This is a genomic window from Amycolatopsis sp. NPDC114478 (assembly GCF_055633805.1).
The window spans coordinates 1-26,694 of record NZ_JBVKDO010000007.1; the positions used below are offsets into that span (position 1 = coordinate 1).

Annotated in this window: 33 protein-coding genes; 24 read left to right on the forward strand and 9 right to left on the reverse strand. The window is 71.4% G+C overall.

Features of this window, described 5'->3' with window-relative positions:
• Positions 1-93: 93 nt before the first annotated feature.
• The 3 genes from ACZ7OH_RS20785 to ACZ7OH_RS20795 form a co-directional block, all read right to left on the reverse strand.
• Complete coding sequence (locus ACZ7OH_RS20785; protein ID WP_470282262.1) at positions 94-774, reverse strand: helix-turn-helix domain-containing protein; 681 nt, start codon at positions 772-774, stop codon at positions 94-96.
• 116 nt (positions 775-890) lie between these two features.
• Positions 891-1,223 carry an SSI family serine proteinase inhibitor gene (locus ACZ7OH_RS20790; protein ID WP_470282263.1) on the reverse strand — a complete coding sequence of 111 codons (333 nt, stop codon included), beginning with the start codon at positions 1,221-1,223 and terminating at the stop codon, positions 891-893.
• Positions 1,224-1,281: 58 nt separating this feature from the next.
• Positions 1,282-2,916, reverse strand: a complete 1,635-nt coding sequence (locus ACZ7OH_RS20795; RefSeq protein WP_470282264.1) for a PucR family transcriptional regulator — start codon at positions 2,914-2,916, stop codon at positions 1,282-1,284.
• A 167-nt stretch (positions 2,917-3,083) separates the two neighbouring features.
• Here ACZ7OH_RS20795 and ACZ7OH_RS20800 point away from each other — a divergent pair, with 167 nt between their 5' ends.
• Together ACZ7OH_RS20800 and ACZ7OH_RS20805 are read left to right on the forward strand one after the other, a co-directional pair.
• Positions 3,084-4,574, forward strand: a complete 1,491-nt coding sequence (locus ACZ7OH_RS20800; RefSeq protein WP_470282265.1) for a CoA-acylating methylmalonate-semialdehyde dehydrogenase — start codon at positions 3,084-3,086, stop codon at positions 4,572-4,574.
• A gap of 73 nt (positions 4,575-4,647) precedes the next feature.
• Positions 4,648-5,499 (forward strand): aldo/keto reductase, encoded by an 852-nt coding sequence (locus ACZ7OH_RS20805; protein WP_470282266.1) that lies wholly within the window; start codon positions 4,648-4,650, stop codon positions 5,497-5,499.
• Here ACZ7OH_RS20805 and ACZ7OH_RS20810 read toward each other — a convergent pair.
• The 4 genes from ACZ7OH_RS20810 to ACZ7OH_RS20825 are packed head-to-tail and all read right to left on the reverse strand — an operon-like array spanning position 5,496 to position 7,895.
• Positions 5,496-5,987 carry a hypothetical protein gene (locus ACZ7OH_RS20810; RefSeq protein ID WP_470282267.1) on the reverse strand — a complete coding sequence of 164 codons (492 nt, stop codon included), beginning with the start codon at positions 5,985-5,987 and terminating at the stop codon, positions 5,496-5,498. The two genes, ACZ7OH_RS20805 and ACZ7OH_RS20810, sit on opposite strands and share 4 nt — an antisense overlap.
• Positions 5,984-7,180: a hypothetical protein gene (locus tag ACZ7OH_RS20815; RefSeq protein WP_470282268.1), complete on the reverse strand. Its 1,197-nt coding sequence runs from the start codon at positions 7,178-7,180 to the stop codon at positions 5,984-5,986. Before ACZ7OH_RS20815 ends, ACZ7OH_RS20810 begins: the two co-directional genes overlap by 4 nt.
• Positions 7,177-7,503, reverse strand: coding sequence for a type VII secretion target (locus ACZ7OH_RS20820; protein ID WP_470282269.1), 327 nt, complete (start codon positions 7,501-7,503; stop codon positions 7,177-7,179). Before ACZ7OH_RS20820 ends, ACZ7OH_RS20815 begins: the two co-directional genes overlap by 4 nt.
• Entirely contained in the window at positions 7,503-7,895 is a 393-nt protein-coding gene (locus ACZ7OH_RS20825; protein ID WP_470282270.1) for a YbaB/EbfC family nucleoid-associated protein, read from the reverse strand. Before ACZ7OH_RS20825 ends, ACZ7OH_RS20820 begins: the two co-directional genes overlap by 1 nt.
• A 260-nt stretch (positions 7,896-8,155) precedes the next feature.
• Between ACZ7OH_RS20825 and hrcA the strand changes: the two genes are divergently transcribed.
• The 19 genes from hrcA to ACZ7OH_RS20920 all read left to right on the forward strand — a co-directional run bounded on the left by hrcA (position 8,156) and on the right by ACZ7OH_RS20920 (position 23,210).
• The gene (gene hrcA / locus ACZ7OH_RS20830) at positions 8,156-9,181 is read left to right on the forward strand and encodes a heat-inducible transcriptional repressor HrcA (RefSeq protein ID WP_470282271.1); all 1,026 of its coding nucleotides are present in this window, start codon (positions 8,156-8,158) and stop codon (positions 9,179-9,181) included.
• 31 nt (positions 9,182-9,212) lie between these two features.
• Positions 9,213-10,379, forward strand: coding sequence for a molecular chaperone DnaJ (gene dnaJ / locus ACZ7OH_RS20835; RefSeq protein WP_400904610.1), 1,167 nt, complete (start codon positions 9,213-9,215; stop codon positions 10,377-10,379).
• A gap of 4 nt (positions 10,380-10,383) precedes the next feature.
• Complete coding sequence (locus ACZ7OH_RS20840; RefSeq protein ID WP_400904612.1) at positions 10,384-11,136, forward strand: 16S rRNA (uracil(1498)-N(3))-methyltransferase; 753 nt, start codon at positions 10,384-10,386, stop codon at positions 11,134-11,136.
• A gap of 399 nt (positions 11,137-11,535) precedes the next feature.
• A complete protein-coding gene (locus ACZ7OH_RS20845; protein WP_470282272.1) occupies positions 11,536-11,898 on the forward strand; it encodes a histidine triad nucleotide-binding protein in 363 nt (120 codons plus the stop codon).
• Positions 11,899-11,984: 86 nt separating this feature from the next.
• Entirely contained in the window at positions 11,985-13,058 is a 1,074-nt protein-coding gene (locus tag ACZ7OH_RS20850) for a PhoH family protein (protein WP_470282273.1), read from the forward strand.
• Positions 13,055-13,615 carry an rRNA maturation RNase YbeY gene (ybeY, locus tag ACZ7OH_RS20855; RefSeq protein ID WP_372666718.1) on the forward strand — a complete coding sequence of 187 codons (561 nt, stop codon included), beginning with the start codon at positions 13,055-13,057 and terminating at the stop codon, positions 13,613-13,615. Before ACZ7OH_RS20850 ends, ybeY begins: the two co-directional genes overlap by 4 nt.
• Before the next feature lie 9 nt (positions 13,616-13,624).
• On the forward strand, positions 13,625-14,971 hold the full coding sequence (locus ACZ7OH_RS20860; RefSeq protein WP_400904618.1) for a hemolysin family protein: 1,347 nt from the start codon (positions 13,625-13,627) through the stop codon (positions 14,969-14,971).
• Complete coding sequence (locus tag ACZ7OH_RS20865; RefSeq protein WP_470282274.1) at positions 14,964-15,302, forward strand: cytidine deaminase; 339 nt, start codon at positions 14,964-14,966, stop codon at positions 15,300-15,302. The genes ACZ7OH_RS20860 and ACZ7OH_RS20865 overlap by 8 nt, the downstream gene beginning before the upstream one ends.
• Positions 15,299-16,195: a GTPase Era gene (era, locus tag ACZ7OH_RS20870; RefSeq protein WP_470282275.1), complete on the forward strand. Its 897-nt coding sequence runs from the start codon at positions 15,299-15,301 to the stop codon at positions 16,193-16,195. The genes ACZ7OH_RS20865 and era overlap by 4 nt, the downstream gene beginning before the upstream one ends.
• A 1-nt stretch (position 16,196) precedes the next feature.
• Positions 16,197-16,502 carry a CD225/dispanin family protein gene (locus tag ACZ7OH_RS20875; RefSeq protein WP_470282276.1) on the forward strand — a complete coding sequence of 102 codons (306 nt, stop codon included), beginning with the start codon at positions 16,197-16,199 and terminating at the stop codon, positions 16,500-16,502.
• Between the two features lie 30 nt (positions 16,503-16,532).
• On the forward strand, positions 16,533-16,847 hold the full coding sequence (locus ACZ7OH_RS20880) for a CD225/dispanin family protein (protein WP_470282277.1): 315 nt from the start codon (positions 16,533-16,535) through the stop codon (positions 16,845-16,847).
• Positions 16,844-17,293, forward strand: coding sequence for a DUF2752 domain-containing protein (locus tag ACZ7OH_RS20885; RefSeq protein WP_470282278.1), 450 nt, complete (start codon positions 16,844-16,846; stop codon positions 17,291-17,293). Before ACZ7OH_RS20880 ends, ACZ7OH_RS20885 begins: the two co-directional genes overlap by 4 nt.
• Positions 17,294-17,477: 184 nt before the next feature.
• Positions 17,478-18,521 (forward strand): RDD family protein, encoded by a 1,044-nt coding sequence (locus ACZ7OH_RS20890; RefSeq protein ID WP_470282279.1) that lies wholly within the window; start codon positions 17,478-17,480, stop codon positions 18,519-18,521.
• A 68-nt stretch (positions 18,522-18,589) separates the two neighbouring features.
• A complete protein-coding gene (locus ACZ7OH_RS20895) occupies positions 18,590-19,051 on the forward strand; it encodes a CD225/dispanin family protein (RefSeq protein WP_470282280.1) in 462 nt (153 codons plus the stop codon).
• A 63-nt stretch (positions 19,052-19,114) separates the two neighbouring features.
• The gene (gene recO, locus ACZ7OH_RS20900) at positions 19,115-19,936 is read left to right on the forward strand and encodes a DNA repair protein RecO (RefSeq protein ID WP_470282594.1); all 822 of its coding nucleotides are present in this window, start codon (positions 19,115-19,117) and stop codon (positions 19,934-19,936) included.
• A gap of 41 nt (positions 19,937-19,977) precedes the next feature.
• A complete protein-coding gene (locus ACZ7OH_RS20905) occupies positions 19,978-20,793 on the forward strand; it encodes an isoprenyl transferase (RefSeq protein ID WP_400904631.1) in 816 nt (271 codons plus the stop codon).
• Positions 20,790-21,215 (forward strand): YbjN domain-containing protein, encoded by a 426-nt coding sequence (locus tag ACZ7OH_RS20910; protein WP_400904632.1) that lies wholly within the window; start codon positions 20,790-20,792, stop codon positions 21,213-21,215. The genes ACZ7OH_RS20905 and ACZ7OH_RS20910 overlap by 4 nt, the downstream gene beginning before the upstream one ends.
• Positions 21,216-21,303: 88 nt before the next feature.
• Positions 21,304-22,335 (forward strand): permease, encoded by a 1,032-nt coding sequence (locus tag ACZ7OH_RS20915; RefSeq protein WP_470282281.1) that lies wholly within the window; start codon positions 21,304-21,306, stop codon positions 22,333-22,335.
• On the forward strand, positions 22,332-23,210 hold the full coding sequence (locus ACZ7OH_RS20920) for a TIGR03943 family putative permease subunit (protein WP_470282282.1): 879 nt from the start codon (positions 22,332-22,334) through the stop codon (positions 23,208-23,210). Before ACZ7OH_RS20915 ends, ACZ7OH_RS20920 begins: the two co-directional genes overlap by 4 nt.
• On the opposite strand, the gene ACZ7OH_RS20925 is transcribed toward ACZ7OH_RS20920, so the two are convergent.
• Both ACZ7OH_RS20925 and ACZ7OH_RS20930 read right to left on the reverse strand, forming a co-directional pair.
• Entirely contained in the window at positions 23,207-23,620 is a 414-nt protein-coding gene (locus tag ACZ7OH_RS20925) for a Fur family transcriptional regulator (RefSeq protein WP_086679048.1), read from the reverse strand. The genes ACZ7OH_RS20920 and ACZ7OH_RS20925 overlap by 4 nt on opposite strands.
• Positions 23,620-23,985 carry an ArsR/SmtB family transcription factor gene (locus tag ACZ7OH_RS20930; RefSeq protein ID WP_400904638.1) on the reverse strand — a complete coding sequence of 122 codons (366 nt, stop codon included), beginning with the start codon at positions 23,983-23,985 and terminating at the stop codon, positions 23,620-23,622. Before ACZ7OH_RS20930 ends, ACZ7OH_RS20925 begins: the two co-directional genes overlap by 1 nt.
• Positions 23,986-24,251: 266 nt before the next feature.
• On the opposite strand from ACZ7OH_RS20930, the gene ACZ7OH_RS20935 reads away from it, so the two are divergent.
• The 3 genes from ACZ7OH_RS20935 to ACZ7OH_RS20945 all read left to right on the forward strand — a co-directional run bounded on the left by ACZ7OH_RS20935 (position 24,252) and on the right by ACZ7OH_RS20945 (position 26,693).
• On the forward strand, positions 24,252-25,337 hold the full coding sequence (locus ACZ7OH_RS20935) for a hypothetical protein (protein WP_470282283.1): 1,086 nt from the start codon (positions 24,252-24,254) through the stop codon (positions 25,335-25,337).
• Complete coding sequence (locus ACZ7OH_RS20940; protein WP_470282284.1) at positions 25,338-25,976, forward strand: class F sortase; 639 nt, start codon at positions 25,338-25,340, stop codon at positions 25,974-25,976.
• An 81-nt stretch (positions 25,977-26,057) separates the two neighbouring features.
• Positions 26,058-26,693, forward strand: coding sequence for a class F sortase (locus tag ACZ7OH_RS20945; RefSeq protein WP_470282285.1), 636 nt, complete (start codon positions 26,058-26,060; stop codon positions 26,691-26,693).
• Position 26,694 lies beyond the last annotated feature (1 nt).

Below are 26,694 nucleotides of genomic sequence, written 5' to 3' on the forward strand. Positions count from 1 at the left end.
CACAACTCGTCCGGCACCAGCCGCTGCGACAACTCGTCCATCACAGGCCAAGATCATGCCCGCACCTCAACCAACATCCAAGTGAGACACGCTCTAAACATACGCGCTGCCGCGGTAGTGCTCCAGGTAGACGATCGACGGCAGGTCTGCGTAGTCGAAGACGATGAAGGGCCCGTACTGGCCGGGGTGGTAGCCGATGCTGCTTCGCACGACGCGCACGGAAACGTTGCGCAGCTGCATCCGCGAGCGCAGGTAGCGCAGCTGCTCGGCCATCACAGTGGGGCCGCCGATGTTCTGGTGCAACGCGGCCTCGCCGAGCAACACCCGGCACGGCAAGGGGTTTGGCCCGGTCAGCAGCTCGCGGCGCGCGAGCCGGACCATCACCTGGTTCTCGACGTGCGCCTTCGGGTGGGCAGTGGCTGCGAAAATGGCCCTGATGTAGCCGGGTGTCTGCAGCATGCCGGGAACCAGCCCCGGGGCCCAGTCGGCCATGCCGGTGGCCGCCCGTTCGTATTCGATGTAGTTGGCCAGCCGCGCGGATCCGTCCAGCTCGTGCTGGTCGAGCCAGTTGGGCTCGGTGGCGGTGCGCGCGAGGTTGAAGAGCCGTGCTCGTTCGCCGGGGCCGACCCTCAGCACACCGAGGATCGTCGCGAGCTCTTCGAGCTTCGGCACCCGCCTGCCGCTCTCCCAGCTGGAGATGTTCTGCGGCAACATCTCGGTCAACCGGCCTAGCTCCCGGACCTTCAGGTTGCGGGCCAGCCTGGCTCTCTTCATGCCGAAGCCCAGAGCCCGGGCTCGCGGTGTGGCAAAGGGTGGAGGCATGGGCACAGCCTGCCCACGGGCAGGCTGTGCCCCATCAGGCGATGGGCGTCCGCTGTCGCGAACGCGCGTCAGAACGCGAAGACGCCGTCCGAGTCTCGGTCCGCTTCACACCGGTTCGCGTACGTCATCCGGAACGACACCGGCTTGCCGCGCCACGAGCCGACCGCCGTCACGTCCACCGGGGCGTAGATCAGCGTGCACATCTGGTGGCGTGACTGGATCCGGGAAAAGTCGCCGCCGGCAGTGGTCAGTACCGCGCATGCCTTGTCGTGCTTGGGATGCGTGCCGCCCGCCGGGTCGCACGTCAGGACCACCGAAGCGATCCGGTTGGCCGTGTCGTGGGTGGTGAGCTGCAGCGTCGACGCCGGCGGCTGCGCGGGCGCGAGGCAGCTCAAGCTCATCAAGCAGGCTGCGAAGGGGAGTAGGGCCATATCGGTTCCATCGGCAGCCTGGGGTCGATCACTGTGCTCCACGTCCGGGTGAGTCTTCTTCGCTCGACCGAGTGAGGTCCCCCGCCAGCAGTGCGACGTAGAGCGAGAGCATCGACTCCGGATCTTCCAGCCGGACGCCGAGGACCTGCTCGATCCGGGCCAGCTGCTGGTAGTACGCCGTCCGCGAGGTGTGCGCCGCCGCGGCCGCCGCCGACTTGTTGCCGCCCTGCTCGCAGTAGTGGCGCAACGCCTGGACCAGCCGGCTGCCGGAGGCCGCGTCGCGCTGCAGCAACGGGCCCAGCTCCCGTTGGGCGAACGCCGTCACGCGCTCGTCGCCCGACAGCAAGTGCAGCAAGCCGCGCAGCCGCACGTCGGACAGCCGGTGCAGGACCCGTTCGGACCCGGTCCCCAAGGCAGCCGCCGCGACCTGACCGGCCTCCAGCAAAGTCCGGCCCGCTTCGGCCGGGGACAGCACCGTCGTTCCGACCGCCAGCACGCCCGGTGCGCTGCCGCGGGCCTCGTGGACGTCGGTCGCGAGCCGGTGCAGCACGGTGTCGGCGTTCGCTTCCGGCGACAGCGCGATCAGCGCCCGCACCCCCAGCTCGTCGGTCGCCACCAGCGCCGACACCTTCGCGCGACGCGCCGCCAAGACCGTCGCCTCGGCCAGCTCGCGCAGCACCGGCGGCGTGGACAGCGCAGGCCGGTTGCCGGCCAACCGGGGCCGGACCGCCAGCCCGACCAGTTGCCGCCCGGCCAGGGGCACGGCCAGCGCGGACGCGCGCGCCAGCAGCTCCGCCGTCGGCGCCGGCGAGGCGAGCAGTTCGTTGAGCACCGCGCGGTGGGCCTGGCGCTCCAGGCCGTCGGAGTCCTTGGCGACCAGCCGGTGCACGGCCAGCGCGGACGCGGCCCGCTCGGCGACCACCCGGTGCCGGTGCGGCGGCTGGTCGGCGCAGACGACGACGAGGCGTCCCCAGTCGTGCCCGCGCGCGCCGACGACGGTCACCAGCCAGCCCGAACCCGCGTGGTAGCCGGTCCGCTCGCCCAGCTGCACCACCCGCGACCGGGACGGCCAGCCGGTGAGCAGATCGGCCGGATCGGTGCCGGCCGCGTCGTAGGCGAGGACCTCGTGCGAAAGCGTCTCCAGCACGACCGGCTGCTCGGTCAGCCGCGCGACCTCGCCGAGGACGACGCCGGGTTCGGCACCCGCGACCGTCAGCGCGGTGAACGTCTCGTGGACGCGCTCGGCGGCGCGCAGCTCGGCGACCTGGGCGTCGACGATCTGGCCGTTCACCGCCTCGGTGACGCTCACGTACCGCGTCTCGCGCGAGAGCGTCACCAGCGGCAGGCCGTGCTTCTCGGCGGCGTCGACCAGCGCGGCTGGCAGCTTGTCGCTCCAGTGCCGGACCAGCTCGATCACCAGGCCGGCGGCGCCGACCCCGGCCAGGTCGGCGACGTAGCGGGCGAGCGCCGGGCCGTCGTCGGGCAGCGCGACGCCGGTCGTCAGCACCAGCTCGCCGCCGCGCAGCAGGTGCGCGATGTCGGCGACCTCGGCGACGTGCGCCCAGCGGACCGGGGCGTCGAGCCCGGCCGTGCCGGCGACGACGTGCGGACGGCCCTGGCGCAGCACCGGCAGCGCGAGCACCTCGGCGACGGTCGGGTACATGGCTCCTCGCGTGTTGCTGTGGTCGGATTGGCAACCATCGGCACAGTGATCGGCAGGGACAGACTGTACGGCCGGGACGGTGAGTCCGTACACGTTGTCGATGGCGTTGGCGTGGCGCCCGACCGGAGACTCGCAGGAGACGTCCCCCGAGCGAAGGAGCGCGCGCCGTGACCGACCGCATCAGCCACTGGATCGACGGCAAGCCGTTCACCGGGACCGCCGAGCGCTCGGGCGAGGTGTTCGACCCCGCGACCGGGCAGGTGCGGGCGCACGTCGACTTCGCCGGCGACGCCGAGGTCGAAGCCGCCGTCGCCGCGGCCAAGGCGGCGCTGCCGGGCTGGCGCGGGACGTCGCTGGCCGGCCGGACCCGCGTGCTGTTCGCCTTCCGCGAGCTGCTGTCGGCCCGCAAGCACGAGCTGGCGAAGATCGTCACGAGCGAGCACGGCAAGGTCGAGTCCGACGCGGCGGGCGAGGTCGCGCGGGCGATCGAGAACGTCGAGTACGCCTGCGGCGCCGCCCAGCTGCTCAAGGGCGGGTTCAGCGAGAACGCCTCCACCGGCGTCGACGTCTACTCGATCGCGCAGCCGCTCGGCGTGGTCGGCGTGATCTCGCCGTTCAACTTCCCGGCGATGGTGCCGCTGTGGTTCGTCCCGAACGCGCTGGCCTGCGGCAACACCGTCGTGCTCAAGCCGAGCGAGAAGGACCCGTCGGCGGCGGTGTTCATCGCCGAGCTGTTCGCCGAGGCCGGGCTGCCCGCGGGCGCGCTGAACGTCCTGCACGGCGACAAGGTGGCGGTGGACGGACTGCTGTCGCACTCCGACGTCAAGGCGATCTCGTTCGTGGGGTCGACGCCGATCGCGCGCTACGTCTACGAAACCGGGACCCGGCACGGCAAGCGCGTGCAGGCGCTCGGCGGGGCGAAGAACCACATGGTCGTCCTGCCCGACGCGGACCTCGACCTGGCCGCCGACGCCGCGGTGTCGGCCGGGTTCGGCTCGGCGGGAGAGCGCTGCATGGCGGTGTCGGTGGTCGTCGCCGTCGACCCGATCGGCGACGAGCTGGTGCGCAAGATCACCGAGCGGATGTCGGTGCTGCGCGTCGGCGACGGCCGCGACCCCGAGTCGGAGATGGGACCACTTGTCACGGCGGCACACCACGCCCGGGTCAAGTCCTATGTGGACGCCGGAGTTTCGGAGGGTGCCTCTCTGGTGGTCGACGGCCGCGGGATCGAGGTGGCCGGCGACGGCTTCTGGCTCGGCCCGACGCTGTTCGACCACGTCCGCACGGACATGTCGATCTACACCGACGAGATCTTCGGCCCGGTGCTGTCGGTCGCGCGGACGGCTTCGTACGACGACGCGCTGGAGCTGATCAACGCCAACCCGTACGGCAACGGCGTGGCGATCTTCACCGGCGACGGGGCGTCGGCGCGGCGGTTCCAGAACGAGGTCGAGGTCGGGATGGTCGGCGTGAACGTCCCGATCCCGGTGCCGGTCGGGTACTACTCGTTCGGGGGCTGGAAGGACTCGCTGTTCGGCGACAGCCACGCCTACGGGCCGGAGGGGTTCCACTTCTTCACGCGGACGAAGGTCGTGACGTCGCGGTGGCCGGACCGGTCGCACGCGGGCGTGAACCTGGGCTTCCCGCGCAACTCCTGAGGGTTTCCGGGAATCGTCCGGGGTACTCGCGAGGTTCACCCTCGAGAGCACCCCGGACGACGATGGGACGGACATGAGCGCGAAGAACTCCGGCACTTTCACCATCGGCGGCGACCTTCCGGTCACCCGCCTCGGCTACGGCGCCATGCAGCTCACCGGGCCCGGCGTGTGGGGCGACCCGAAGGATCCGGAGGAGGCCGTCCGCGTGCTGCGGCGCGCGGCCGAGCTGGGCGTCAACCTGATCGACACGGCCGACGCCTACGGCCCGTTCGTCGCCGACCTGCTGATCAAGAAGGCACTGCACCCGTACGCCGACGACCTGGTCATCGCGACCAAGGCCGGCTTCACCCGGCAGGGCCCGAACCAGTGGACCCCGGTCGGCCGGCCCGAATACCTGCGCCAGCAGGTCGAGCTGAGCCTGCGCCACCTCGGCGTCGACCGGATCGACCTCCTGCAGCTGCACCGCATCGACCCGAAGGTCCCCCTCGCCGAGCAGGTCGGCGAGCTGAAGAAGCTGCAGGACGAAGGCAAGATCCGGCACATCGGCCTGTCCGAGATCAGCGTCGGAGAGCTGCAGGAAGCGCAGAAGACCGCGGAGATCGTCTCCGTGCAGAACCTCTTCAACCTGGCCAACCGCGACGCCGAGCCGCTGCTGGATCACGCCACCGAGCACGGGATCGCCTTCATCCCGTGGTTCCCGCTGGCCACCGGCGCCCTCGCCGGGGCGGACAGCCCGCTCAGCGCGCTCGCCAAGGAGCACGACGCGTCGCCGTCGCAGCTCGCGCTGGCCTGGCTGCTCAAGCGCTCGCCCGTCGTGCTGCCGATCCCGGGCACGTCGTCGGTCGCGCACCTCGAAGACAACGTCGCCGCCGCCGACATCGAGCTGACCGACGCCGAGTTCGACGCCCTCAGCAAAGCGGTCTAAGCGGGCAGGACGTTGATCAGCAGCTTCGACCGCGGGGCGATCAGCACCGTGTTGACGCGGTCCGGCCGGATCCGCTCGCGGAGCTTCCGCTCCAGCGGGTAGGTCCGGCCGCCCGTCTTCAGGTAGTAGTGCTTGTTGTAGCCCTGGCTGAGCCGGGTGGAGAGCTCGATCGGGTGGTCGCCGCCGGGCCGTTGCCTGCCGAAGTCGTGGGTCCAGCCCGTGGTCGCGACCAGCTGCCCGCTCCGCACGTCCGCCAGCCGGCGCCAGCAGACGAACGCGAACCACGCGGTGATCGCCAGGATCGGGACGAGGGTGCCGAGGACTTCGGCGGCCGTCTCCGCCACGGCGGCGAGCAGCACCGCCACCACGAGACCGGCGACGACCAGGACGGCCGCGACCCAGAAGGTGAAGTCGAGCAGCTTTCCCCGTTGCGAGGGGTGGAGCCGGCCGTGGCGGTTGGCCAGCTCCACTTCGGCCTGCTCGATCACTCGGCCTCGCCTCCGGGGTGTTCCTTCTCGTAGGCCTCTCGGCCTTCGTGATAGCGGTCGATCTGTTCGTTCTCCTGACGGCGGCCCTCGGTCACGACACCGACGGTGTCCGCCGTGCTCCACCCCGGATAGCCGCCGGCCTTCTGCCACTCGGCCGGCTTGAGCGCGCTGCGGCCGTCCTCCGAGTACTTGTCGCCGAGGCCTTCGACCTTTTCGCGGCCGGGGACATGTGACTCAGCGGCGTCGCTCCAGCCCTTCGCCGTCTCCTCGGCCGACTTCGCCTCCTTGCCCGCCTGCTTGAGCTCGTTGGCCTTGCGCTCGATGCCCGCGGCCGTGTCGACGCTCTTGTCCACGAGCTTGTCGACGCCCTTGCCCACCTTCTTCAGCGCGTTCGCCGCGCCTTCGAGGGCCGCCTTCGACTTGCCCGCGCCCTTCGCCAGGCTCTCCAGCTTCTCGACGACCTTCGTGATGCGCGTGCTGATCTTCTCGGCGAGCACGCCGCCCTCCACGACCGTGTCGGCGATGAACGCCGCGACCGTGCCGCCGAAGGTGCACCAGGACGCGGCCAGCGCGGCCACGGCCTTGATGATCAGCTCGCCGACGAACGACGAGATCATGTCGCGGATCAGCCCGCGCTCGGTGCCGACCAGCGCCGCGCCGACGTTCATGGCCGTCGACGCGTCCGAGGCGTGCGACGCCGCGCCGCGCAGGACGCTGACGTAGCTCTCCGCCGTCCGCTGGTAGGCCTCCGCGGAGCCGCAGTCGCTGAAGGACTGCTTGACCTTCTTGGCCTGCTGCTCGTAGCTCTCGGCCGTCTCGGTGAGTGACTTCGAAATGTTCGTCCAGGTCACGGCCTTGGCGGTGACGGCTTCGGGCTTGCCGGCGAGCTTGTCGAGGCCGTCCTTGAGGAAGCTGATGTGCTCGATCAGCCAGCCGACCCCGGCGCTCGCGAGGGTGCCGAGCGGGTCCATCGCCGCGCCGAGCAGGTCGAGGGCGTCGGTGCCGACGTCCATCGCGAGGTTGCCCCAGTCGCCGTTGCGGGCGTCGGTGAGCGTCGACGCGGCGTCGTTGAAGATGCCGGCGCCGCTGGTCTGGGCGTTGACGTTGTCGAGCTCGCCCTTCGAGCCGTCGCCCATGCCGGTGGTGAAGCCGCCCGGCGACTCGGCCGTCGCGACCAGCGAGTTCTCGGTCATGCGGGCAGCTCCTTGCCGATGCCTTCGATCAGGCACTTCGTCTGGTGTTCGTGCTCGCGGAACGCCGTGTGCGCGGCCTTCACCCGGTCCGCGACGTCGTGGCCGGCCTCGACGGCCGCGCTCAGGAAGCTGTCGGCGGACTCCACCCAGCCCTGGATCGGCACCGCGAACACCTGCCCGACCAGCCCGAACGCGTCGAAGTCGAGCGCGCCGGCGGTGCCCGCGGCGTCGACCGCCTGCTGGACCCGGCCGGCGATCTCGCGGATCTCGTCCTCGTGCCCGCCGAGGACGTCGAAGTCGACCTTCATCGCTTCGCCCGCCATCACTGCCCCCGGCGCAGGATCGGGCCGCCGAAGTCGTCGTCGGCGGGCGGATTCCGAGGTGGTTCCCGGCGCGCTTCTTCGGCCGGGAGCTCGGGTTCCGGAATCTGTTCCTGAAGGAATTTCATGGCGTCGCTGTCGGCGCCGATCACCGGCGCCATGACGGCGGTCAGCTGCCGGGCGGCGTCGAGCTGGGCGCGTTTGGCGGTCGCCAGGACGGCCTGCGCAAGCCGGGCGCGCGGCAGCTCGTCGGCGCGCGGGCCGAAGGTGAGTTCCTGCAGCGCACCGCTGGTGTTGACGGTGACCGTGACGGCCCCGTCGGCACTCGTGGCGGTCGCCGAGACGCGCTCGAGCCGCGCTTTCGCCTCGGCCGCGCGCCGGGCGATTTCGGGCATTCCGGCCGAAGCGGGTTCAATTCGGTTCACGGCGACCTCGGGAGTCGGGGACTGGCATGTGGATCAGAGGCAGCAAACCGGTTTTCGGTTCCCGTCTCAAGCCGGGAATTCGTTTCGGGGAAAATGCATGGTAATTCGTTTGCCTGTTCTTTACCCGGTTCGCGGGGGCGACACCCCTGCCCCGGTGGGCGGGGTTGAGCACGACCGGCTCAGGCTTCCGTAAACTCGAGGAGAGCAGCGAGCGAGGTAGGTGAGGAACGGTGGCCAACGCGGATGAGCGCCGCTTCGAAGTGCTGCGTGCGATCGTCGCCGACTACGTGTCCAACCAGGAGCCCGTCGGGTCCAAGGCGATCGTCGAACGGCACAACCTCGGTGTGTCCAGCGCAACCGTGCGCAACGACATGGCCACGCTCGAGGAAGAGGGCTACATCACCCAGCCGCACACCAGCGCCGGCCGCGTGCCGACCGACAAGGGCTACCGCCTCTTCGTCGACCGGCTCTCGGAGATCAAGCCGCTCTCGACCGCCGAACGCAAGGCCATCACCACCTTCCTCGACAGCGGCACCGACCTCGACGACGTCCTCAAGCGCTCGGTCCGGCTGCTCGCGCAGCTGACCCGGCAGGTCGCCGTCGTCCAGTACCCGATGCTGACCAACGCCAAGGTGCGCCACCTGGAAGTGGTGCCGCTCACCCCGGCGCGGCTCATGCTGGTGCTGATCACCGACAACGGCCGCGTCGACCAGCGCACGGTCGACCTCGGCGACGTCGTCACCGAAGAGGACGTCGCCCGGCTGCGGACCGTGCTCAACGCGGCCATGTCCGGCCGGCGGCTCAACGACGCCGCCGCGCGCGTCGCCGAGCTGCCCGACCAGGCGCCGGGCGAGCTGCGGGACGCGCTCATCCGCGTCACGACCGTGCTGGTCGAGTCGCTGGCCGAGCACCCGGAAGAACGCCTGGTCCTCGGCGGGACCGCGAACCTCACGCGCAACGTCGCCGACTTCCCGGGCTCGCTGCGCCAGGTCCTCGAAGCCCTCGAGGAGCAGGTGGTCGTGCTCAAGCTGCTGGCCGCCGCGCGCAACCCCGGTGCGATCACGGTGCGCATCGGTGAGGAAAATGAAGACGAGCAGATGCGCAGCACCTCGGTCGTCTCGATCGGCTACGGCCGCGACGACGTGGTGCTCGGCGGCATGGGGGTGGTCGGCCCGACCCGGATGGACTACCCCGGCACGATCGCCGCGGTGCGCGCGGTCGCCAACTACGTGGGGCAGATCCTGCACGGCCGCTGAGCCGGGCAGAGCAGAAGGAGAAGCGAAGACGGTGGCGAGGGACTACTACGGCATCCTCGGGGTGGCGAAGAACGCGAGCGACCAGGACATCAAGCGCGCGTACCGGAAGCTGGCCAGGGAGCTGCACCCCGACGTCAACCCGTCGGAAGACGCCCAGCACAAGTTCGGCGAGGTCACCACGGCCTACGAGGTGCTGTCGGACCCGCAGAAGCGCAAGATCGTCGACCTGGGCGGCGATCCGATGGACAACGGCGCGCGCGGCGGGGGAGGCGGCGACCCCTTCGCCGGCTTCGGCGGTCTCGGCGACATCATGGACGCCTTCTTCGGCGCGGCCGGCGGAGGCGGCGGACGCGGGCGCGGACCCCGCAGCCGCGTCCAGCCCGGTTCCGACGCGCTGATCCGGCTCGGCCTCTCCCTCGAGGAGTGCGCCACCGGCGTCGACAAGGAGATCGCCGTCGACACGGCGATCGTCTGCGACCTCTGCCGCGGCGCCGGCACCAGCGAAGGCACCTCGGTCAAGACGTGCGACACCTGCGGCGGCGCCGGCGAGGTCCAGTCCGTCCAGCGGTCGTTCCTCGGCCAGGTCGTCACCGCCCGCCCGTGCCCGGTCTGCCGCGGCTTCGGCGAGGTCATCCCCGACCCCTGCCGCCAGTGCGGCGGCGACGGCCGCATCCGCGCCCGCCGCAACGTCACCGCCAAGATCCCGCCGGGCGTCGGCGACGGCATGCGCATCCGCCTCTCCGGCCAGGGCGAGGTCGGCCCCGGCGGCGGCCCGGCCGGAGACCTCTACGTCGAGATCGACGAGACCCCGCACGAGGTCTTCGTCCGCCAGGGCCACGACCTGCACTGCAACTTCCGCGTCCCGATGACCACCGCCGCCCTCGGCGCCACGGTGCCCATCGCGACGCTGGTCGACGGCGACTACGAGCTCGACATCGAACCCGGCACCCAGCCCAACGCCGAGCTCGTCCTCACCGGCAAGGGCATGCCGCGGCTGCGCTCCTCCGGGCGCGTCGACGGCCGCGGCGACCTGCACGTCCACATCGACGTCCAGGTGCCGACCAAGCTCGACGAAGCCCAGCGCGAGCTGCTGGTCGAGCTGGCCCAGCAGCGCGGCGAGGAGGCCCCGACCCTGTCGGCCAACGGCACCAAGCACGGCGGCCTGTTCTCCAAGCTGCGCACCAAGAACCACCGCTGACCCCGTGCCCGACACCACCCTGCCGGTCTTCCTCGCCTCCTCCGTGCCCGCTTCCGGGCGCACCGTGCTCGACGGCGAGGAAGCCCGGCACGCGGCCACCGTCCGCCGCCTGCGCGCGGGGGAGCGGCTCGTGCTCTCCGACGGCGCGGGCGCGATGGCCCGCTGCGTCGTCGAAGCCGTCCAACCCGGCCGGGACGCCGCCCTGACGCTGTCGATCGAGGAAAGCTGGACCGAGGACCCACCCGCCCTGCGCGTCGTCGTCGCCCAGGCCCTCGCCAAGGGCGACCGCGGCGAACTCGCCGTCGAACTGGCCACCGAAGCCGGCGTCGACGCGATCGTCCCCTGGCGCGCCGCCCGCAGCGTCGCCAAATGGGAAGACGGCGGCCGCGGCGACAAGGCCCTCGCCCGCTGGCGCGCCACCGCCCGCTCCGCCGCCAAACAAGCCCGCCGCGCCCACGTCCCCGACGTCACCGAGGCCGTCAGCACCCACGAGCTCGCCGGCCTCGTGGCCACCATGTCCCTGGCCATCGTCCTCGAATCCGACGTCCCCGACCGCCTCACCGACCTCGACCTCCCCGACACCGGCGACGTCCTCCTCGTCATCGGCCCCGAAGGCGGCATCACCGACGGCGAACTCCACACCCTGCGCGAAGCCGGCGCCCGAGCCGTCCGGCTGGGAACGACCGTGCTGCGCACATCGACGGCAGCGGCCGTCGCCCTCGGAGCGCTGGGCGCCCTGACCGCCCGGTGGCGGTGAAAAGATCACCGGAAAAAAGAAGCCCGATTTTGCGCCCAGTTATGGCGCGATCACACTCCGACCCGTTACTCTCGTTTACTAACGCACCACACACCGTTCCGGACCGTCACGGCCCGCAGCGGCAGGTGCGCCACTGGGAAGCACAGACCCCGCCGGGCACCTCCCCCCTCGGTCCGGCGGCCGCCGCGGATGCGGTAGATCGACCCCCAGGGTCTACCGCTCCGCGGCCCCCTTCCTCTCGCTTCGCTCGACTCAGGCGGCCGCTTCGCGTTCGTTGTGTCTTCTGGGGGTCAAACCCCCAGACCCCCAGCCGGGGGCTTCGCCCCCGGACCCCCCGCGACCCTTGCTCCGTGCCTGTCTGTGTGCCGCGGCTCTCGTTCGTCGGTAGGGTTCTTCCTCATGAGTGAGGATGAGACTCTCTTCGAGCGGATCATTGCTGGTGAGATCCCTGCCGATGTCGTCTACCAGGATGACTCCACCTTTGCCTTCCGGGATATTCGGCCTCAGGCGAAGGTTCATGTCCTCGTTGTTCCCAAGACTCGGTATCGGAACTTGGGGGAGCTTGCTGCTGCCGATCCTCAGCTCCTTGCCGACGTTGCTCTCGCCTGCCGGAAGGTTGCCGAGCTTGAGGGGGTGCTCGAGAGTGGGTATCGGGTGGTGTTCAACACCGACTCCGATGCCGGGCAGACCGTCTTTCATGTTCATGCCCATGTTCTTGGCGGGGAGCCTCTGGGGCTCTTCGGGGCTCCTCAGGAGGACTAAGGAAACCGGCCTGCGTTCTGTCGGTGGGTGCCAGTAGCATCGGTGGGGTCCGTTCTCCCTCACCGAGAAAGCAGGCCTGAGGCCACGTGGCCGGAACCGTACCGGGTGGTGCCGCCCGACCCGACGTCCCCGGGGACGTCGCCAAGACCGAGGATGCCTCCGTTCAGGCTGCGCAGTCCCGGTTCCCCATTCCAGATGCCGCCGCCCTCAGCCTGCTCGGCTCCCGCGACGAAAACCTGCGGGTCGCCGAGGAGCTCCTGGCCGCCGACGTACACGTACGCGGCAACGAGGTCACCCTCACCGGAACACCCGCCGACGTCGCCTTCGCCGAACGCGTCTTCGCCGAGCTCGTCCAGCTCGCCGGCGGGGGCCAGCAGGTCGGACCCGACACCGTCCGCCGCACCATCGGCATGCTCTCCACCGGCGACGCCTCACCAGCCGAGGTCCTCAGCCTCAACATCGTCTCCCGCCGCGGCAAGACCATCCGGCCCAAGACGCTCAACCAGAAGCGCTACGTCGACGCCATCGACAAGCACACCGTCGTCTTCGGCATCGGCCCCGCCGGCACCGGCAAGACCTACCTCGCCATGGCCAAGGCCGTCCAGGCGCTGCAGGCCAAGCAGGTCACCCGCATCGTGCTGACCCGCCCCGCCGTCGAAGCCGGCGAGCGCCTCGGCTACCTGCCCGGCACCCTCAACGAGAAGATCGACCCCTACCTGCGGCCCCTCTACGACGCGCTGCACGACATGGTCGAACCCGAGTCCATCCCGCGGCTCATGCAGGCCGGCACCATCGAGATCGCGCCGCTGGCGTACATGCGCGGCCGCACCCTCAACGACGCCTTCATCATCCTCGACGAGGCCCAGAACACCACGCCCGAGCAGATGAAGATGTTCCTCACCCGCCTCGGCTTCGGCTCCAAGATCGTCGTCACCGGCGACATCACCCAGGTCGACCTGCCCAGCGGGCAGCGCAGCGGCCTCCGCGTCGTCCGCGACATCCTCCACGGCGTGGACGACCTCCACTTCGCCGAACTGACCAGCCAGGACGTCGTCCGGCACCGGCTCGTCGCGAGCATCGTCGACGCCTACGAGAAGTGGCAGGCCGTGCAGGACGCGCAGGAACAGCAGGGCAACGGCTGGAAGGGCAACCGGCGGTGAGCATCGAAATCGCCAACGAGTCCGGCGTCGACGTCGACGAGACGTCCATCGTCTCGGCCGCCCGCTACGCCCTCGACAAGATGGAGGTCAGCCCGCTCGCCGAGCTGTCCATCCTCCTCGTCACCCTCGACGTCATGGAAGACCTCCACGAACGCTGGATGGACCTCCCCGGCCCCACCGACGTCATGGCCTTCCCGATGGACGAGCTCGACTCCAGCCGCCGCCCCGACGCGCCCGACGCGTCCCCGGCGCTGCTCGGCGACATCGTGCTCTGCCCGGCGTTCGCCAAGGACCAGGCCAAGACCGCGGGCCACGCCCTGATCGACGAGCTGCACCTGCTCACCGTGCACGGCTGCCTGCACCTGCTCGGCTACGACCACGCCGAACCCGCCGAGGAACGCGAGATGTTCGCCCTGCAGAAGCGCATCCTCGGCGAGTACCAGGACGCCGTCGCCGCCCTGCAGAAGCAGGACGCCCAGCGCAGTTCCGACGACCGCGTCCTCGGCTTCGCCGGGCTCGACGCGTCCGCCGAACCACCCGCCGGGGAAACGCCCTAGGCGCCAGCCATGGTCCAGCTCCTCTTCGCGATCGCGCTCGTGCTCCTCGCGGGCGTGTTCGCCGCGGCCGACGCCGCCATCAGCACCGTGTCGCAAGCCCGGGCCGACGGCCTCGCCCGGCTCGGGCTGCCCGGCGCCCGCCAGCTCTCCGCCGTCGTCGTCGAACGCCGCCGCCACATCAACCTGCTCCTGTTGCTGCGCCTCGGCTGCGAACTCACCGCCACCGTCCTCGTCACCGTCGCGGTCGGCAGCTGGGTCCACCCGCTCGGCCTCGCCGTGCTGGTCACCGCCGTCGTGATGGTCGTCGTCAGCTACGTCCTCATCGGCGTCGGGCCGCGCACCCTCGGCCGCCAGCACCCCTACCGCATCGGCCGCTACGTCGCCGGGCCCGTCCGCGTCCTCGGCTCCGTCCTCGGCCCGCTGTCCCGGCTGCTCATCCTCATCGGTAACGCCATCACCCCCGGCCAGGGCTTCCGCGAAGGCCCGTTCACCTCCGAAGTCGAGCTGCGCGAACTGGTCGACATCGCCCAGGAACGCGGCGTCGTCGAGGACTCCGAGCGCGAGATGATCCACTCGGTGTTCGAGCTCGGCGACACCGTCGCCCGCGAGGTCATGGTGCCGCGCACCGAGATCGTCTGGATCGAGCGCACCAAGACGGTCCGCCAGGCCCTGGCACTGGCGCTGCGCACCGGCTTCACCCGGCTCCCGGTGATCGACGAGTCCGTCGACGACATCGTCGGCGTCGTCAACATCAAGGACCTCATGGCCGCGTACATGGACCCGGACGGCCCGAGCACCATCGTCAGCACGCTGATGAACGAAGCCTCCTTCGTCCCCGACTCGAAACGGCTCGACGAGCTCCTCAAGGAGATGCAGCGCTCGCACAACCACATGGCGATCGCCGTCGACGAGTACGGCGGCACCGCCGGCCTGCTCACCATCGAGGACGTCCTCGAGGAGATCGTCGGCGAGATCACCGACGAGTCCGACGCCGACGAGCGCCCCGAGGTCGAAGAGCTGAGCGACGGCGCCGTCCGCGTGTCGTCCCGGATGAGCGTCGACGACCTGGGCGAGCTCTTCGGCCTCGACCTCGAAGACCACGACGTGGAGACCGTGGGCGGCCTGCTCGCGGAACGACTGGGTAGGGTCCCGCTGCCGGGGGCCGAAGCCGAGGTCGCCGGCCTTCGGCTGTTCGCCGAAGGGGGCAAGGACCGGCGCGGCCGCATGCGGATCACCACCGTGGTCGTGCACCCGGCCGACGCCGAGGCGATGACCGACCCGGCCGACCGCACGACCCGGCGCCGCACGCGCCTGCCCCACCCCGACGAACGCGACAGGAGCGTCGAACATGCCTGACCTCGAGGCGGAGGACCAGAAACTGGTCGTCCTCGCCCGGTCCTCGCGCGCCCGCATCCAGGCCCCCGAGGGCGCCGCGGTCCGCGACACCGACGGCCGCACCTACGCCGCCGGCACGGTCGACCAGCCGTCGTTCAAGCTCACCGCCCTGCAGGCCGCGGTCGCCGCGGCGCTGTCCAGCGGCGCCGAAGGCATCGAAGCGGCCGCCGTCGTCAGCGAAGAAGGACTGCTCAAGGGCGCGTCCGTGCAGGCCGTGCGCGACATCGCGAAGTACGCGCCGATCATCCTCGCCGCCCCGGACGGCGCCGTGCTCGAGGTGCTGCACCGATGACCGAACACCGCTCCGGCTTCGCCTGCTTCGTCGGCCGCCCCAACGCCGGCAAGTCGACGCTCACCAACGCTCTCGTCGGCACCAAGGTCGCGATCACCTCGAGCAAGCCGCAGACCACCCGCCACGCGATCCGCGGGATCGTCTCCCGTGAGGACGCGCAGCTCGTCCTCATCGACACCCCCGGCCTGCACCGGCCGCGCACCCTGCTCGGTGAGCGGCTCAACGACATCGTGCACACGACGTGGTCCGAAGTGGACGTCGTCGGGTTCTGCGTGCCCGCCAACGAGAAGATCGGCCCCGGCGACAAGTTCATCGCCGGCGAGCTGCAGAAGATCGCCAAGCGGACCCCGGTGATCGGGATCGTCACCAAGACCGATCTCGTCCAGCCCCAGCAGGTCGCCGAGCAGCTGCTCGCGCTGCAGGAGGTGATGGACTTCGCCGAGCTGATCCCGGTGTCCGCGGTCGACGGCTTCCAGGTCGGCGCGCTCGCTGACCTGCTCGTCGGCAAGCTCCCCGAAGGCCCGCAGCTCTACCCGGGCGGTGAGCTGACCGACGAACCCGAGCAGACGCTGGTCGCCGAGCTGATCCGCGAGGCGGCGCTGGAAGGCGTCCGCGACGAGCTGCCGCACTCGATCGCCGTCACCGTCGAGGAGATGCTGCCCCGCGAAGGCCGCGACGACCTCATCGACGTGCACGCGTTCCTGTTCGTGGAGCGGCCCAGCCAGAAGGGCATCATCCTCGGGCACAAGGGCGAACGGCTGCGCGAGGTCGGCGCCACCGCGCGCAAGAACATCGAGGCGCTGCTCGGCTCCAAGGTCTACCTCGACCTGCACATCAAGGTGGCCAAGGAGTGGCAGCGCGACCCCCGTCAGCTGCGCCGGCTCGGGTTCTGACGTGAGCGAGCAGCCGCGTCCGCCGGCCGACTACAACCCCGGGCCCCCGCCCGCGAGCCACCTGGTCTGGGGGATCGTCAGCGCGATCCTGTGCTGCCTCCCGTTCGGCGCGCTCTCGATCTACCAGGCCGCGAAGGTCGAAAAGCTCTGGGCGCAGGGCGATCCGGAGGCCGCGCACGAGGCGGCCCGCGACGCCCGGCGGTGGGCGGTCGTCGCCGCCGTCGCCGGCGCCGTCCTGTGGGTCGCGGCGATCGTGACGGTCGTGCTGCTCTTCGGAACGCTCGCCGACAACGCCGCGTCGAACTGACGCAAGGCTCGGCGTCAGGAGGCGATCCCGGTGTGCCAGCAGTACCCGCCCCACGGCTGGGGCCCCCACTACGGACCCCCGCCGGACAACAACATGGTCTGGGCGATCCTGTCGACGGTGATGTGCTGCCTGCCGTTGGGTATCGTCTCCATCGTGAAGGCGAGCCAGGTCAACTCCCTGTGGTTCCAGGGCTTCCACGCGGAAGCGCACCGGGCCGCCGACGAGGCCCGCAAGTGGGCGATGTGGTCGGCGATCTCCTTCGCCGTGCTGATCGGGCTCTACCTGGCCGTCGTGTTCGCCCTGTTCGCCTTCGTCGGCGTCTCCGCTTGGACGCTGGTGCCATGACGACCGTCTACACGGGATACCCGGCCCGCGGGGCCAAGGCGACGCTGCGTGCCCTCGGCGCCCCGATGGCCGTGGCGGGCGGGCTCGGCGCGTGCTGCGTGGCGGTCTGGATCGGCGACCCCACCACCCCCGGCGGCTGGCTCCCGATCTGCCCGACCAAGGCGCTGTTCGGCATCGACTGCCCCGGCTGCGGCGGCATGCGGATGGCCTACAGCCTGATGCACGGCGACCTCCCCGCGGCCCTGCACTACAACGCCGTGTCGCTCGTCTTCGTGCTCCTCTTCGTGTGGAGCACGGTCGCCTGGACCGTCGGGCGGCTGCGCGGCCGCTGGGTGAACAGCTGGCTGCACTGGCGCTGGACCCCGCTGACCGCCGGCGTCGTGTTCGCCGTCTGGTTCGTCATTCGCAACCTCCCGTTCGCCCCGTTCACCAGCCTGCACGTCTGATTCGGACGGACGGGAACCGCGTCGCCACGCTCTGCGTCGGAGGCTCGTCCGGGTCACCCGGACAGGGGAAGCCTGGGCAGCGCGGCCGCAGGTGAACCGAGTACGCTCCCGCGGACCAGTGCCGTGTGTCCGGTGTGGTCCCGTGCGGAGTGCGCGGTGGAGTTACCAGCGAGGGGGAGACCCAATGACCGATCCCTACGGTCAGCCGTCCTTCGGGCAGCAGCAGCCCGGCGGCCAGCAACCGTTCGGACAGCCACAGCCCGGTCAGGCGCCGCCGCCGTACGGGCAGCCCTACGGGCAGCAGGCGCCGTTCGGCCAGCCGGGTACCCCGTTCGGTGCACCGCAAAACTACGCGAACTGGGGCCAGCGCGCCGGTGCCCTGATCATCGACCAGGCGCCGATCATCGTCGTCTACCTCCTCGCGTTCGTCCTCGTCGTCGCCGGCGCGCAGACCGTCGGCGTGATCCTGTACGTGCTCGGCGGGCTCGCCGGCATCGGCTGGGCCGTCTACAACCGGTGGATCCAGCAGGGCAACACCGGTCAGTCGCTGGGCAAGCGGATCCTCGGCATCAAGCTGATCGGCGAGCAGACCGGGCAGCCGATCGGCGTCGGGTCCGCGTTCCTGCGCGACCTCTGCCACATCATCGACGGCCTTCCCTGCTACGTCGGGTACCTGTGGCCGCTCTGGGACGACAAGAGCCAGACCTTCTCCGACAAGATCCTCGGCACCGTCGTGGTGCAGGCCGACGCCGCGCCCGGCCAGGCCCCGTTCGGGCAGCAGCAGCCCGGCGCGCAGCAGCCCTTCGCCGGCGGCTACCCGCCGGCGGGCCAGCAGCCCGGCCAGCCCGGTCAGTTCGGCCAGCCGCCGGCCGGTGGTTTCCCGCAGCAGCCCCAGTCCGGCGGCTTCGGCCAGCCCGCGCCGGGCGGTTTCCCGCAGCAGCAACCGGCTTCCGGCGGGTTCGGGCAGCCGCCCCAGCCGGGCGGCTTCGGGCAGCAGCCGGGCCAGCCGCTCGCCCCGCCGCCGGGCGGCGGGTCCGCCTTCGACGAGGTCGAGCGCACCCAGATGCTCCGCCCGGATTCCGCCGGGGGCGGCGGGTCCGCGTTCGACGAGCAGGCCGAGCGGACGCAGATGCTGCGTCCGGAAGGCCAGGGCGACGCCGGGGAGACCCGGAAGATCCCACCGGGACAGTTCGGCCAGCCGCCGAACGACCAGCCGCCGCACCACTGAGGCACGCCTTTTCACACCACCGCCGGGGCGACCCGGCGGACGTTCACGAATAGTTGGGGTACCAGTTCATGACCAATCCCTACGGCCAGCAGCAGCCGCCCTACGGCCAGCAGCCGCAGTCCGGCGGTTTCCCGCAGCAGCCCGGTTACGGTCCGCCGTCGGGCGGGATGCCCGCGCCCTACGGCCAGCCCGCGCCGTACGGCCAGCCGCCGTCCGGCGGCTTCGGCGCGCCCGGCTACGGCATGCCCGGCGGCGGCGACATCAACGCCATCAAGGACTACAAGGGCTGGGCGATCGCCTCGCTCTTCCTGGGCGGCCTGATCCTCGGCATCTTCGCGATCATGAAGTCGAACGAGGTCGGCACGTACAAGATGCAGGGCAACTACATGATGGCGGAGCAGGCGTCGCGCACCACCAAGACGCTCTGCCTGATCTCCACCATCCTGGGCAGCATCGGCTGCGTCGTCGCCATCATCGCGATCATCGCCTCGGCGGTGGCCGTCAGCACCTGCTACGGCTACTACTGCTGATACTCGCTTTTCCGCGGGGCGCTCCACCCCGGCATCACCCCGAAGTGGGACGATGTCGGGGTGGTGAACCTCTACCGCGACACCGGGGTGGTGTTGCGCACGCACAAGCTGGGTGAGGCCGACCGGATCGTCACCCTGCTCACGCGCCGGCACGGCAAGGTCCGCGCCGTCGCGAAGGGCGTGCGGCGCACCTCGTCGCGGTTCGGGGCCCGGCTGGAGCCGTTCGGCCACGTCGACGTGCAGTTCTACACCGGACGGACCCTCGACGTCATCACCCAGGTCGAGACCGTCGACGCGTTCCAGCTGCCGCTGGTCGCCGACTACCAGCGCTACACCGCGGCCAGCGCGATCGCCGAGACCGCGGACCGGCTCTCGGCCGAAGAGGGCGAGCCGGTGCTCAAGCTCTACCTCCTCGTCTGCGGCGCGCTGCGCTCCCTCGCCGCCGGGGAGCGGGACGCGTCCCTCGTGCTCGACGCGTTCTTCCTCCGCGCGATGTCCTACGCCGGCTGGGCGCCCGCCCTCACCGAGTGCGCCCGCTGTGGCTTGCCGGGCCCACACGTCGCGTTCAGCGTCCCCGCCGGCGGCTCGATGTGCCAGGACTGCCGCGTCCCGGGGTCCGTGCACCCCGCGCCCGAGGTCCTGGACCTGCTCACGGCCCTGCTGCACGGCGAGTGGACGATGGCGGAGTCGACCCTGCCCGGCACCCGCCGCGACGCGAGCGGCCTGGTCGCGGCCCACCTGCAGTGGCATCTGGAGCGTCAGCTCCGGTCCCTTCCCCTGGTCGAACGACGCGCCCGGGAGGCTGTGCTGCCATCCGGGGCTTCGCCCCGGGCCGGGGGCTCCGCCACCCGGACCCCCGAAGGACAGGGGGCACCCACGCAGTAGGGTCGGGCCTGATCGGTTTCACCCATCCAGGGAGGCTCGCAGTGCTGCGCAGGGGACGCGAGAGCAAGGCGTCGCGGTACGAGCTGCGGGCCCCGGATCCGCACCCGTCCGGCGCGAAGCCACCGGAGATCCCGCGCGAGCTGGTCCCCAAGCACGTCGCGCTGGTCATGGACGGCAACGGCCGCTGGGCCAACCAGCGCGGCCTCCCGCGGATCGAAGGCCACAAGCGCGGCGAAGCGGTGATGATCGACGTCGCCGCCGGCGCGGTCGAAATCGGCGTCAAGTGGCTCTCGGTGTACGCGTTCTCGACGGAGAACTGGAAGCGCAGCCCCGAAGAGGTGCGGTTCCTGATGGGCTTCAACCGCGACACCATCCGCCGCCAGGTCGACTACCTCGGCTCGATCGGCGTGCGCATCCGGTGGGCCGGGCGGCGGCCGAAGCTGTGGGCGTCGGTGATCAAGGAGCTGCAGGCGGCCGAGGAGAAGACCAAGCACAACACGGCGCTGAACATGACGATGTGCGTCAACTACGGCGGCCGCGCCGAGCTGGCCGACGCGATGCAGCGGATCGCGCGCGACGTCGCGGACGGCAAGCTGAACCCGGACAAGGTGACCGAGAAGACCATCGGCAAGTACCTGTACCAGCCGGACATGCCGGACGTGGACCTGTTCCTGCGGCCCTCGGGCGAGCAGCGGACGTCGAACTTCCTGCTGTGGCAGTCGGCCTACGCCGAGATGGTCTTCCAGGACACGCTGTTCCCGGACTTCGACCGGACGCACCTGTGGCGCGCGTGCCTCGAGTTCGCGAAGCGGGATCGCCGCTTCGGCGGCGCCGTGGACCAGGCGGCCTCGTCGTGAGCGCGACCGAAGCGGCGGAGACCGCGGAACTGCTGACGCAGGCGAAGGACGCGCTCGAGCGGTACCTCGAGGTGCGCGTCGACGACGACGGCGCGCTGACGTTCTCCCACGGTGACGTCCCCTGCGTGATCCAGGCGACCCGGCTCGGCGAGGGGCTCACCGTGCTCTCGCTGACCTGCGTGGTCGGCTGGGACCTGCCGGACCGCCCGGACCTGTCGGTCGCGGTCGCCGAGCGGGCGGGCCAAGGGCTCTTCGGCACGCTCGGGGTCGGGCATTCGGACGGCGGCCTCGACGTGACGCTGCGGTACGCGTTCCCGGCGGCGGGCCTGGACGCGGCGGCGCTCGGGACGCTGCTGATGCTGGTGGTGTCGACGGCGTCGCAGCTGCGGACCGATCTGCCGGGGATCGTGCCCGGCGAATAACCCACACGGGGCTTTTCGCCGCCGCGAACGGTAAATTCCGGCCGGAAACCGGCCTTTTCCGACCGTTCGCGGAAGTGCGGTGCTCTCGGTGTCGGACCCGGCTGGCATCATCGCCGTCGTGAACACGGTTTCCGATACCGCCCGGCGCACCCGCCGGTTCCGCATCAGCTCGGTCGAGGTGCTGTGCGCGATCCTGCTGGTCGCGATCCTCGCCCAGGGCTGGCTGCAGCAGGCCTTCGACGTGCCCGCGCTGCGCACCGGCTCGACCGTGTTCGTCGCCGTCTGCGTGCAGGCGCTGCCGTTCCTGGTACTGGGCGTGCTGATCAGCGGCGCCATCGCCGCGTTCGTGCCGGCCCGGGTGCTGGAGAAGGTGCTGCCGCGGCGGGCCGGGGCGGCGGTCGGCGTGGCGGGCCTGGCCGGCGTCGCGCTGCCGGGGTGTGAATGCGCTTCGGTGCCGGTGGCGCGCCGGCTGATGGGCCAGGGCGTGGCCCCGGCGGCGGCGTTGACGTTCCTGCTGGCGGCACCGGCGGTGAACCCGGTGGTGCTGGTGGCGACGGCGGTGGCGTTCCCGGGCAAGCCGGAGATGGTGCTGGCGCGCTTCGCGGGCTCGCTGGCGACGGCGATGGTGATGGGCTGGCTGTGGGCCCGCTGGGGCAAGCTGGAGTGGATCACGGCCCGCGCGTTGCGGCGGTTGCCCGACGTGGCGGGCGGGCAGCGATGGCGGGTGTTCGCCGAGACGGCCCGCACGGACCTGGTCGAAGCGGGCGGCTTCCTGGTGCTGGGGGCGCTGATCTCGTCGGCGCTGAACGTGCTGGTGCCGGCCCGCTGGTTCGGGGTGCTGGGTGACCAGCTGGTGCTGGGCATCGTGGTGATGGCGGTGCTGGCGGTGGTCCTGGCGCTGTGCAGCGAGGCGGACGCGTTCGTGGCGGCTTCGCTGACGGCGTTGCCGCTGCTGCCGAAGCTGGTGTTCCTGGTGGTGGGGCCGGCGGTGGACGTGAAGCTGTTCGCGTTGCAGGCGGGGACGTTCGGCAGGTCGTTCGCGGTCCGGTTCGCGCCGGTGACGTTCGTGGTGGCGGCGGCGTGCGCCGTGGTGACCGGACTGGTGGTGGGGCTGGCGTGAAGCGCGAGACGCAGAACATCCTGCTGGTGCTGCTGGGCGGGGCGCTGGTGAAGATCGCGGTCAACGGCGACTACCTGCGGTACGTGAAGCCGGCGCAGCAGCCGTGGATCATCGCGGGAGGGGCGGTGATGGTCCTGCTCGGCGCGGTGGCGATCGCGCGCGACTTGCTTGCGGCGCGGGCAAAAGCGGCGGCGGGAGCACAGCCGGGCGCGGCCGTCGACCACGGCGGGCTCGACTCGGCTGGCCACAGCCACAGCGGCCACGACCCAGCTGGCCTTGACCACGGCGGCCATGACCCTGCTGGCCTCGACCCGGCCGGCCTTGACCACAGCGGACTCGCTTCGGCCGGTATCGACCACGCGGGCCACTCCCACTCCGCGCGGCCCGCCTGGCTCCTTCTGGTGCCAGTCCTGGCGGTCTTCCTCGTCGCACCGCCCGCCCTGGGCGCGGACTCGGTCATCCGCACCGAGGCACGGGTTCCGGCGAGCGCGGCCGCCGCCAACGCCGCCGCCTTCCCGCCCCTGCCCGGCGGGGCCGTCGTGCCGCTGAGCGTCAACGAGTTCGTCAGCCGCGCGGGCTGGGACGCCTCCGGCACCCTCGACGGCCGCACCATCTCGCTGACCGGCTTCGTCGTGCACACCGGCGGCACCACCCTGCTGGCCCGCCTGGTGATCAGCTGCTGCGCGGCCGACGCGTTCCCGGTGACGGTCCATCTCCGCGGCGGCGCGGCCGACCACCTGGCCAGCGACGCCTGGATCCAGGTGACGGGCCAGGTCGTCCCCGGCACGGCCACCAAGAACAACAGCTACACGCCGGAATTCACGCCGGCGTCGATCTCGACCGTCCCCGCGCCGAAAGACCCGTACGAGTACTAGTGCTCCGCGCAGGTGCCGGTGATCTCCACCGTGTGCGAGATCTGCGAAAACCCGTGCTCCGCCGCGATCTTCTCCGCCCAGCGCTCCACCGCCGGCCCCTCGACCTCCACCGTGCGGCCGCACAGGCGGCACACCAGGTGATGGTGGTGGTGCGCCGAGCAGCGGCGGTAGATCGCCTCGCCCGAGTCCGTGCGCAGCACGTCGATCTCGCCGGCCTCCGACAGCGACTGCAGCGTGCGGTACACCGTCGTCAGGCCGATGCCGTCGCCGCGTTTGCGCAGCTCGTCGTGCAGTTCCTGGGCCGACCGGAAGTCGTTGACCTTGCTCAGCAGCTCGACGACGGCCGCCCGCTGGCGGGTCGACCGGCGCCCGGGCACCGGGGCCTGGCTGCGCGGTGCGGCGGCGTTCATCACTTTCCTTCCTGCACGTGCGCGACGGCGTCGACGACGATGTGCGCCAGGTGGTCGTCGGCGAGCCGGTAGACGACCTCGCGGCCGCGACGCTCGCCCTGGACTACCCCGGCCGTCTTCAGCACCCGCAGGTGCTGGCTGATCAGCGGCTGCGCGACGTCGAGGGCGTCCACCAGCTCGTGCACGCAGCGGTCGGCCGCGCGCAGCTGCAGCACGATCGCGATCCGGACCGGCGCTGCCAATGCGCGCAGCAGGTCGCCCGCGTCCGTCAGGACCGACGCCGGCGGGTGCGCCGGTGCCGCGGCCGCCGCCGGATCGCACTCCGCGAGCCCCGGCTGGGCGCCGCCCCCGGTCACCGTCGCCATACCCGCCTCCACCCTCGTCGCCGCGACATGAATTCCGTAGTCATTGCCGATAACGGCTCGGCCCATCCTAGTGTTCCCCCGGACGGGCTCCCGTTCCGTCACCTCGCCTGCGGACTACGGCCGGTTGTACTAACCCATTCGGGTGAGTTCGTGGGATATTGCCTCTTCGGCTTCGCATGTCGTGGCCGACGGTGCAAGGTTGTCGCGGAGCGTTTCGTCGCTTCTCGTACGCTGGCGACCCGCCCGAACAGATGCAGTGGGGAGACATGACCCGTTTCGTGACGAAAGCAGCCGTCCTGACGGCCGTCCTCTTCCCGCTGGCCGCCACCGGGGTCGCCGGGGCGCAGAGCCAGGCCGTCGACGAAAAGACGGGGCCGGTCTCGTTCGCGAACATCGCGTCGGTCCGGATCGGCGGCGAGGGCCAGCGCGGCGGCGCCCTGATCACCGAGACCCAGCGCTCCCCGCTGCTGCCCGGCCAGTCCAAGCTCGGCACCGACCGGGTCACGGTGCCCAAGGACGACGGCGAGCGCGCCACCTTCGGCGGGCACTACCAGATCGACCTCGGCCGCTACACCAACGGCAACCCCTACCCGGCGGGCATCGCGAGCCGGGACCACAACGTCGTCGCCGCGCTGCAGGCGACCACCGTGCCCACCGCCGTCGCCGAGACGAACTACGCGCTGCGCGACACCTGGCAGGGCGGGGCGAAGCCGGCCGACGACACCGTGCTCGTGCTCGAAGGCGCGAAGACGTCGGTGGACTGCACCTCGCCGGGCAAGCTCACCGGCACGTCGGCGGTGAACCGGCTGTGGGTGCGCCAGGGCGGCGGGCTCGGCATCGTCCCGATGCCCGGCGGCAACGCGGGCCTCGAGCTGAAGAACCTGCGGCTCGGCCCGCCCGGCGACATCGCGAACGCCGGCAAGGACACGACCGTCTCCGACCTCAAGCTGACCCGCGTCGCCGCGTTCGACCAGCTGATCCGCCAGGACGGCTGGCGCGGGGGCGACTACACCGCCGTTGCCGGCTGGCGCGTCGAGATCACGACGCACGTCAAGGACGCGGCGGGCGCCGCGCTGCAGGACGTGCAGACGAACATCGTGCTCGGCGGCGTCAGCTGTTCGGTGCCGAAGGGCTTCGTCGCGAAGGCCGCGGGCAGTACCGGCGGCGGCACGGGTGCGACGCAGGCCCCGGTGCCGACGCAGGTCCCGGCCGGCTACCTCGGCGCCGCCGCGCCCGACACCGGCGGCGACGGCTCGCGCATCCCGCTCGGCATCGGCCTGCTCTTCGGCGGGGTGTTCTTCGCGGCCGTCGCGCTGCTGCTCGGCAGGCGGCGCAAGACCGGGACGGACTAGGTGCTGCGCACCGGGCTGGCCGCCGTCTCGGGGGCGCTGGCCGTGGCCGCGTTCGCGGCCGGGGTCGTCGTGCTGACCTGGTTGCCGCCCACGGCCACGCAGCCCGCCGCCCCGCCACCCGGCTCGCTGCCGGGGGAGAACGCGGCCCCGGCGGTGCTGCCCGCGGACAGCGAGTCCGCCGCGCAGCAGCGCCCGGGCACGGTCCGGCTCCCGGACGGCGCGACCGCCCGCCTGGTCCGCACGGAGCTGACCGACCGCGGCGTGCTGCCGATCCCGCGCGGCCTCGGCGACGCGGCCTGGTGGGGCGCGAAGCTGGGCGCGGCCCAGGGGACGGCGCTGCTGTCCGGGCACGTGAACTGGGAGGGGCAGCGCGGCCCGTTCGACGAGCTGTGGCGCATGCGCGACGGCGACGAGGTCAGCGTGGTCGACGCCCGCGGCGGCCGCTGGGTGTACCGGGTCGACGACGTGGTGACGCTGCCGAAGGAGACGCTGCCGGAGCAGGCCGCGAAGTGGTTCGGGCAGGACGGCCCGCACCGGCTGGTCCTGGTCACCTGCGGCGGCGACTACGTGGGCGGCACCGAGGGCTACGACGAGAACCGCCTGGTCACGGCCCAGCTGGTGACGCGCCCGACGGGCTGACCCGGGTCCGGTGCAACCTCCCGCGCCCGCCACCGCATGTGAACCTTCGCAACGGCACGACCAGCGAAGGAGCGCACGCGCATGCAGGAGCGGAACCCGGCGGAGAAGAACGGCTCCGGCCGCTGGTGGATCGTCGGGGTCGCCGGCGCCTTCGTGGTCGCGGCGCTCGTCGCCACCCTGCTCATCTTCACCGGAAAGGATGAACCCGCCGGTGCGAACGGCACCGCGACGCCGACCGCGGCCGCGATCCAGCCCCAGCAGGACACCAGCCGGGCACCCGCGAACCTCGTCCTCCCCGGCGGCGGCACCGCGAAGCTCGTCCAGGAAGACCTCGACGCCGCCGGCGCGCTCAAGATCCCCGAAGGCCTCGACGAAGCCGCCTGGTGGGGGGCGAAGCTCGGTGCCGACCACGGCGTCGCCCTCCTCTCCGGGCACGTCAACTGGAAGGGCAAGAAGGGCCCGTTCAACGAGCTTTGGCAGGTCAAGCAGGGCCAGGAGGTCAAACTGACCGACGCCGCCGGCGGGGCGTGGGTCTATCGCGTCGACGCGACCGAGACCATCCACAAGTCGGAGCTCGCCGGGCGCTCGGAGCAGCTGTTCGACCCCGACGGCCCGCACAAGCTGCTCCTCGTCACCTGCGGTGGCGAGTACGTCGGCGGCAGCGAGGGCTACGAGGACAACCGGGTCGTGACGGCGTCGCTGGTGACCCGGCCCTAGC

Excerpts from the sequence above, each read along its gene's own strand:
- ACZ7OH_RS20845 (WP_470282272.1), top strand. The coding sequence starts at position 11,536 with ATGAGTGAGGATGAGACTCTCTTCGAGCGGATCATTGCTGGTGAGATC.
- ACZ7OH_RS20785 (WP_470282262.1), bottom strand. The coding sequence starts at position 774 with ATGAAGAGAGCCAGGCTGGCCCGCAACCTGAAGGTCCGGGAGCTAGGC.
- ACZ7OH_RS20930 (WP_400904638.1), bottom strand. The coding sequence starts at position 23,985 with ATGGCGACGGTGACCGGGGGCGGCGCCCAGCCGGGGCTCGCGGAGTGC.
- ACZ7OH_RS20945 (WP_470282285.1), top strand. The coding sequence starts at position 26,058 with ATGCAGGAGCGGAACCCGGCGGAGAAGAACGGCTCCGGCCGCTGGTGG.
- ACZ7OH_RS20860 (WP_400904618.1), top strand. The coding sequence starts at position 13,625 with ATGGTCCAGCTCCTCTTCGCGATCGCGCTCGTGCTCCTCGCGGGCGTG.
- ACZ7OH_RS20885 (WP_470282278.1), top strand. The coding sequence starts at position 16,844 with ATGACGACCGTCTACACGGGATACCCGGCCCGCGGGGCCAAGGCGACG.
- ACZ7OH_RS20825 (WP_470282270.1), bottom strand. The coding sequence starts at position 7,895 with ATGCCCGAAATCGCCCGGCGCGCGGCCGAGGCGAAAGCGCGGCTCGAG.
- ACZ7OH_RS20815 (WP_470282268.1), bottom strand. The coding sequence starts at position 7,180 with ATGACCGAGAACTCGCTGGTCGCGACGGCCGAGTCGCCGGGCGGCTTC.
- ACZ7OH_RS20935 (WP_470282283.1), top strand. The coding sequence starts at position 24,252 with ATGACCCGTTTCGTGACGAAAGCAGCCGTCCTGACGGCCGTCCTCTTC.
- ACZ7OH_RS20925 (WP_086679048.1), bottom strand. The coding sequence starts at position 23,620 with ATGAACGCCGCCGCACCGCGCAGCCAGGCCCCGGTGCCCGGGCGCCGG.
- era (WP_470282275.1), top strand. The coding sequence starts at position 15,299 with ATGACCGAACACCGCTCCGGCTTCGCCTGCTTCGTCGGCCGCCCCAAC.
- ACZ7OH_RS20895 (WP_470282280.1), top strand. The coding sequence starts at position 18,590 with ATGACCAATCCCTACGGCCAGCAGCAGCCGCCCTACGGCCAGCAGCCG.
- ACZ7OH_RS20805 (WP_470282266.1), top strand. The coding sequence starts at position 4,648 with ATGAGCGCGAAGAACTCCGGCACTTTCACCATCGGCGGCGACCTTCCG.
- ACZ7OH_RS20890 (WP_470282279.1), top strand. The coding sequence starts at position 17,478 with ATGACCGATCCCTACGGTCAGCCGTCCTTCGGGCAGCAGCAGCCCGGC.
- ACZ7OH_RS20820 (WP_470282269.1), bottom strand. The coding sequence starts at position 7,503 with ATGGCGGGCGAAGCGATGAAGGTCGACTTCGACGTCCTCGGCGGGCAC.
- ACZ7OH_RS20790 (WP_470282263.1), bottom strand. The coding sequence starts at position 1,223 with ATGAGCTTGAGCTGCCTCGCGCCCGCGCAGCCGCCGGCGTCGACGCTG.
- ACZ7OH_RS20865 (WP_470282274.1), top strand. The coding sequence starts at position 14,964 with ATGCCTGACCTCGAGGCGGAGGACCAGAAACTGGTCGTCCTCGCCCGG.
- ACZ7OH_RS20795 (WP_470282264.1), bottom strand. The coding sequence starts at position 2,916 with ATGTACCCGACCGTCGCCGAGGTGCTCGCGCTGCCGGTGCTGCGCCAG.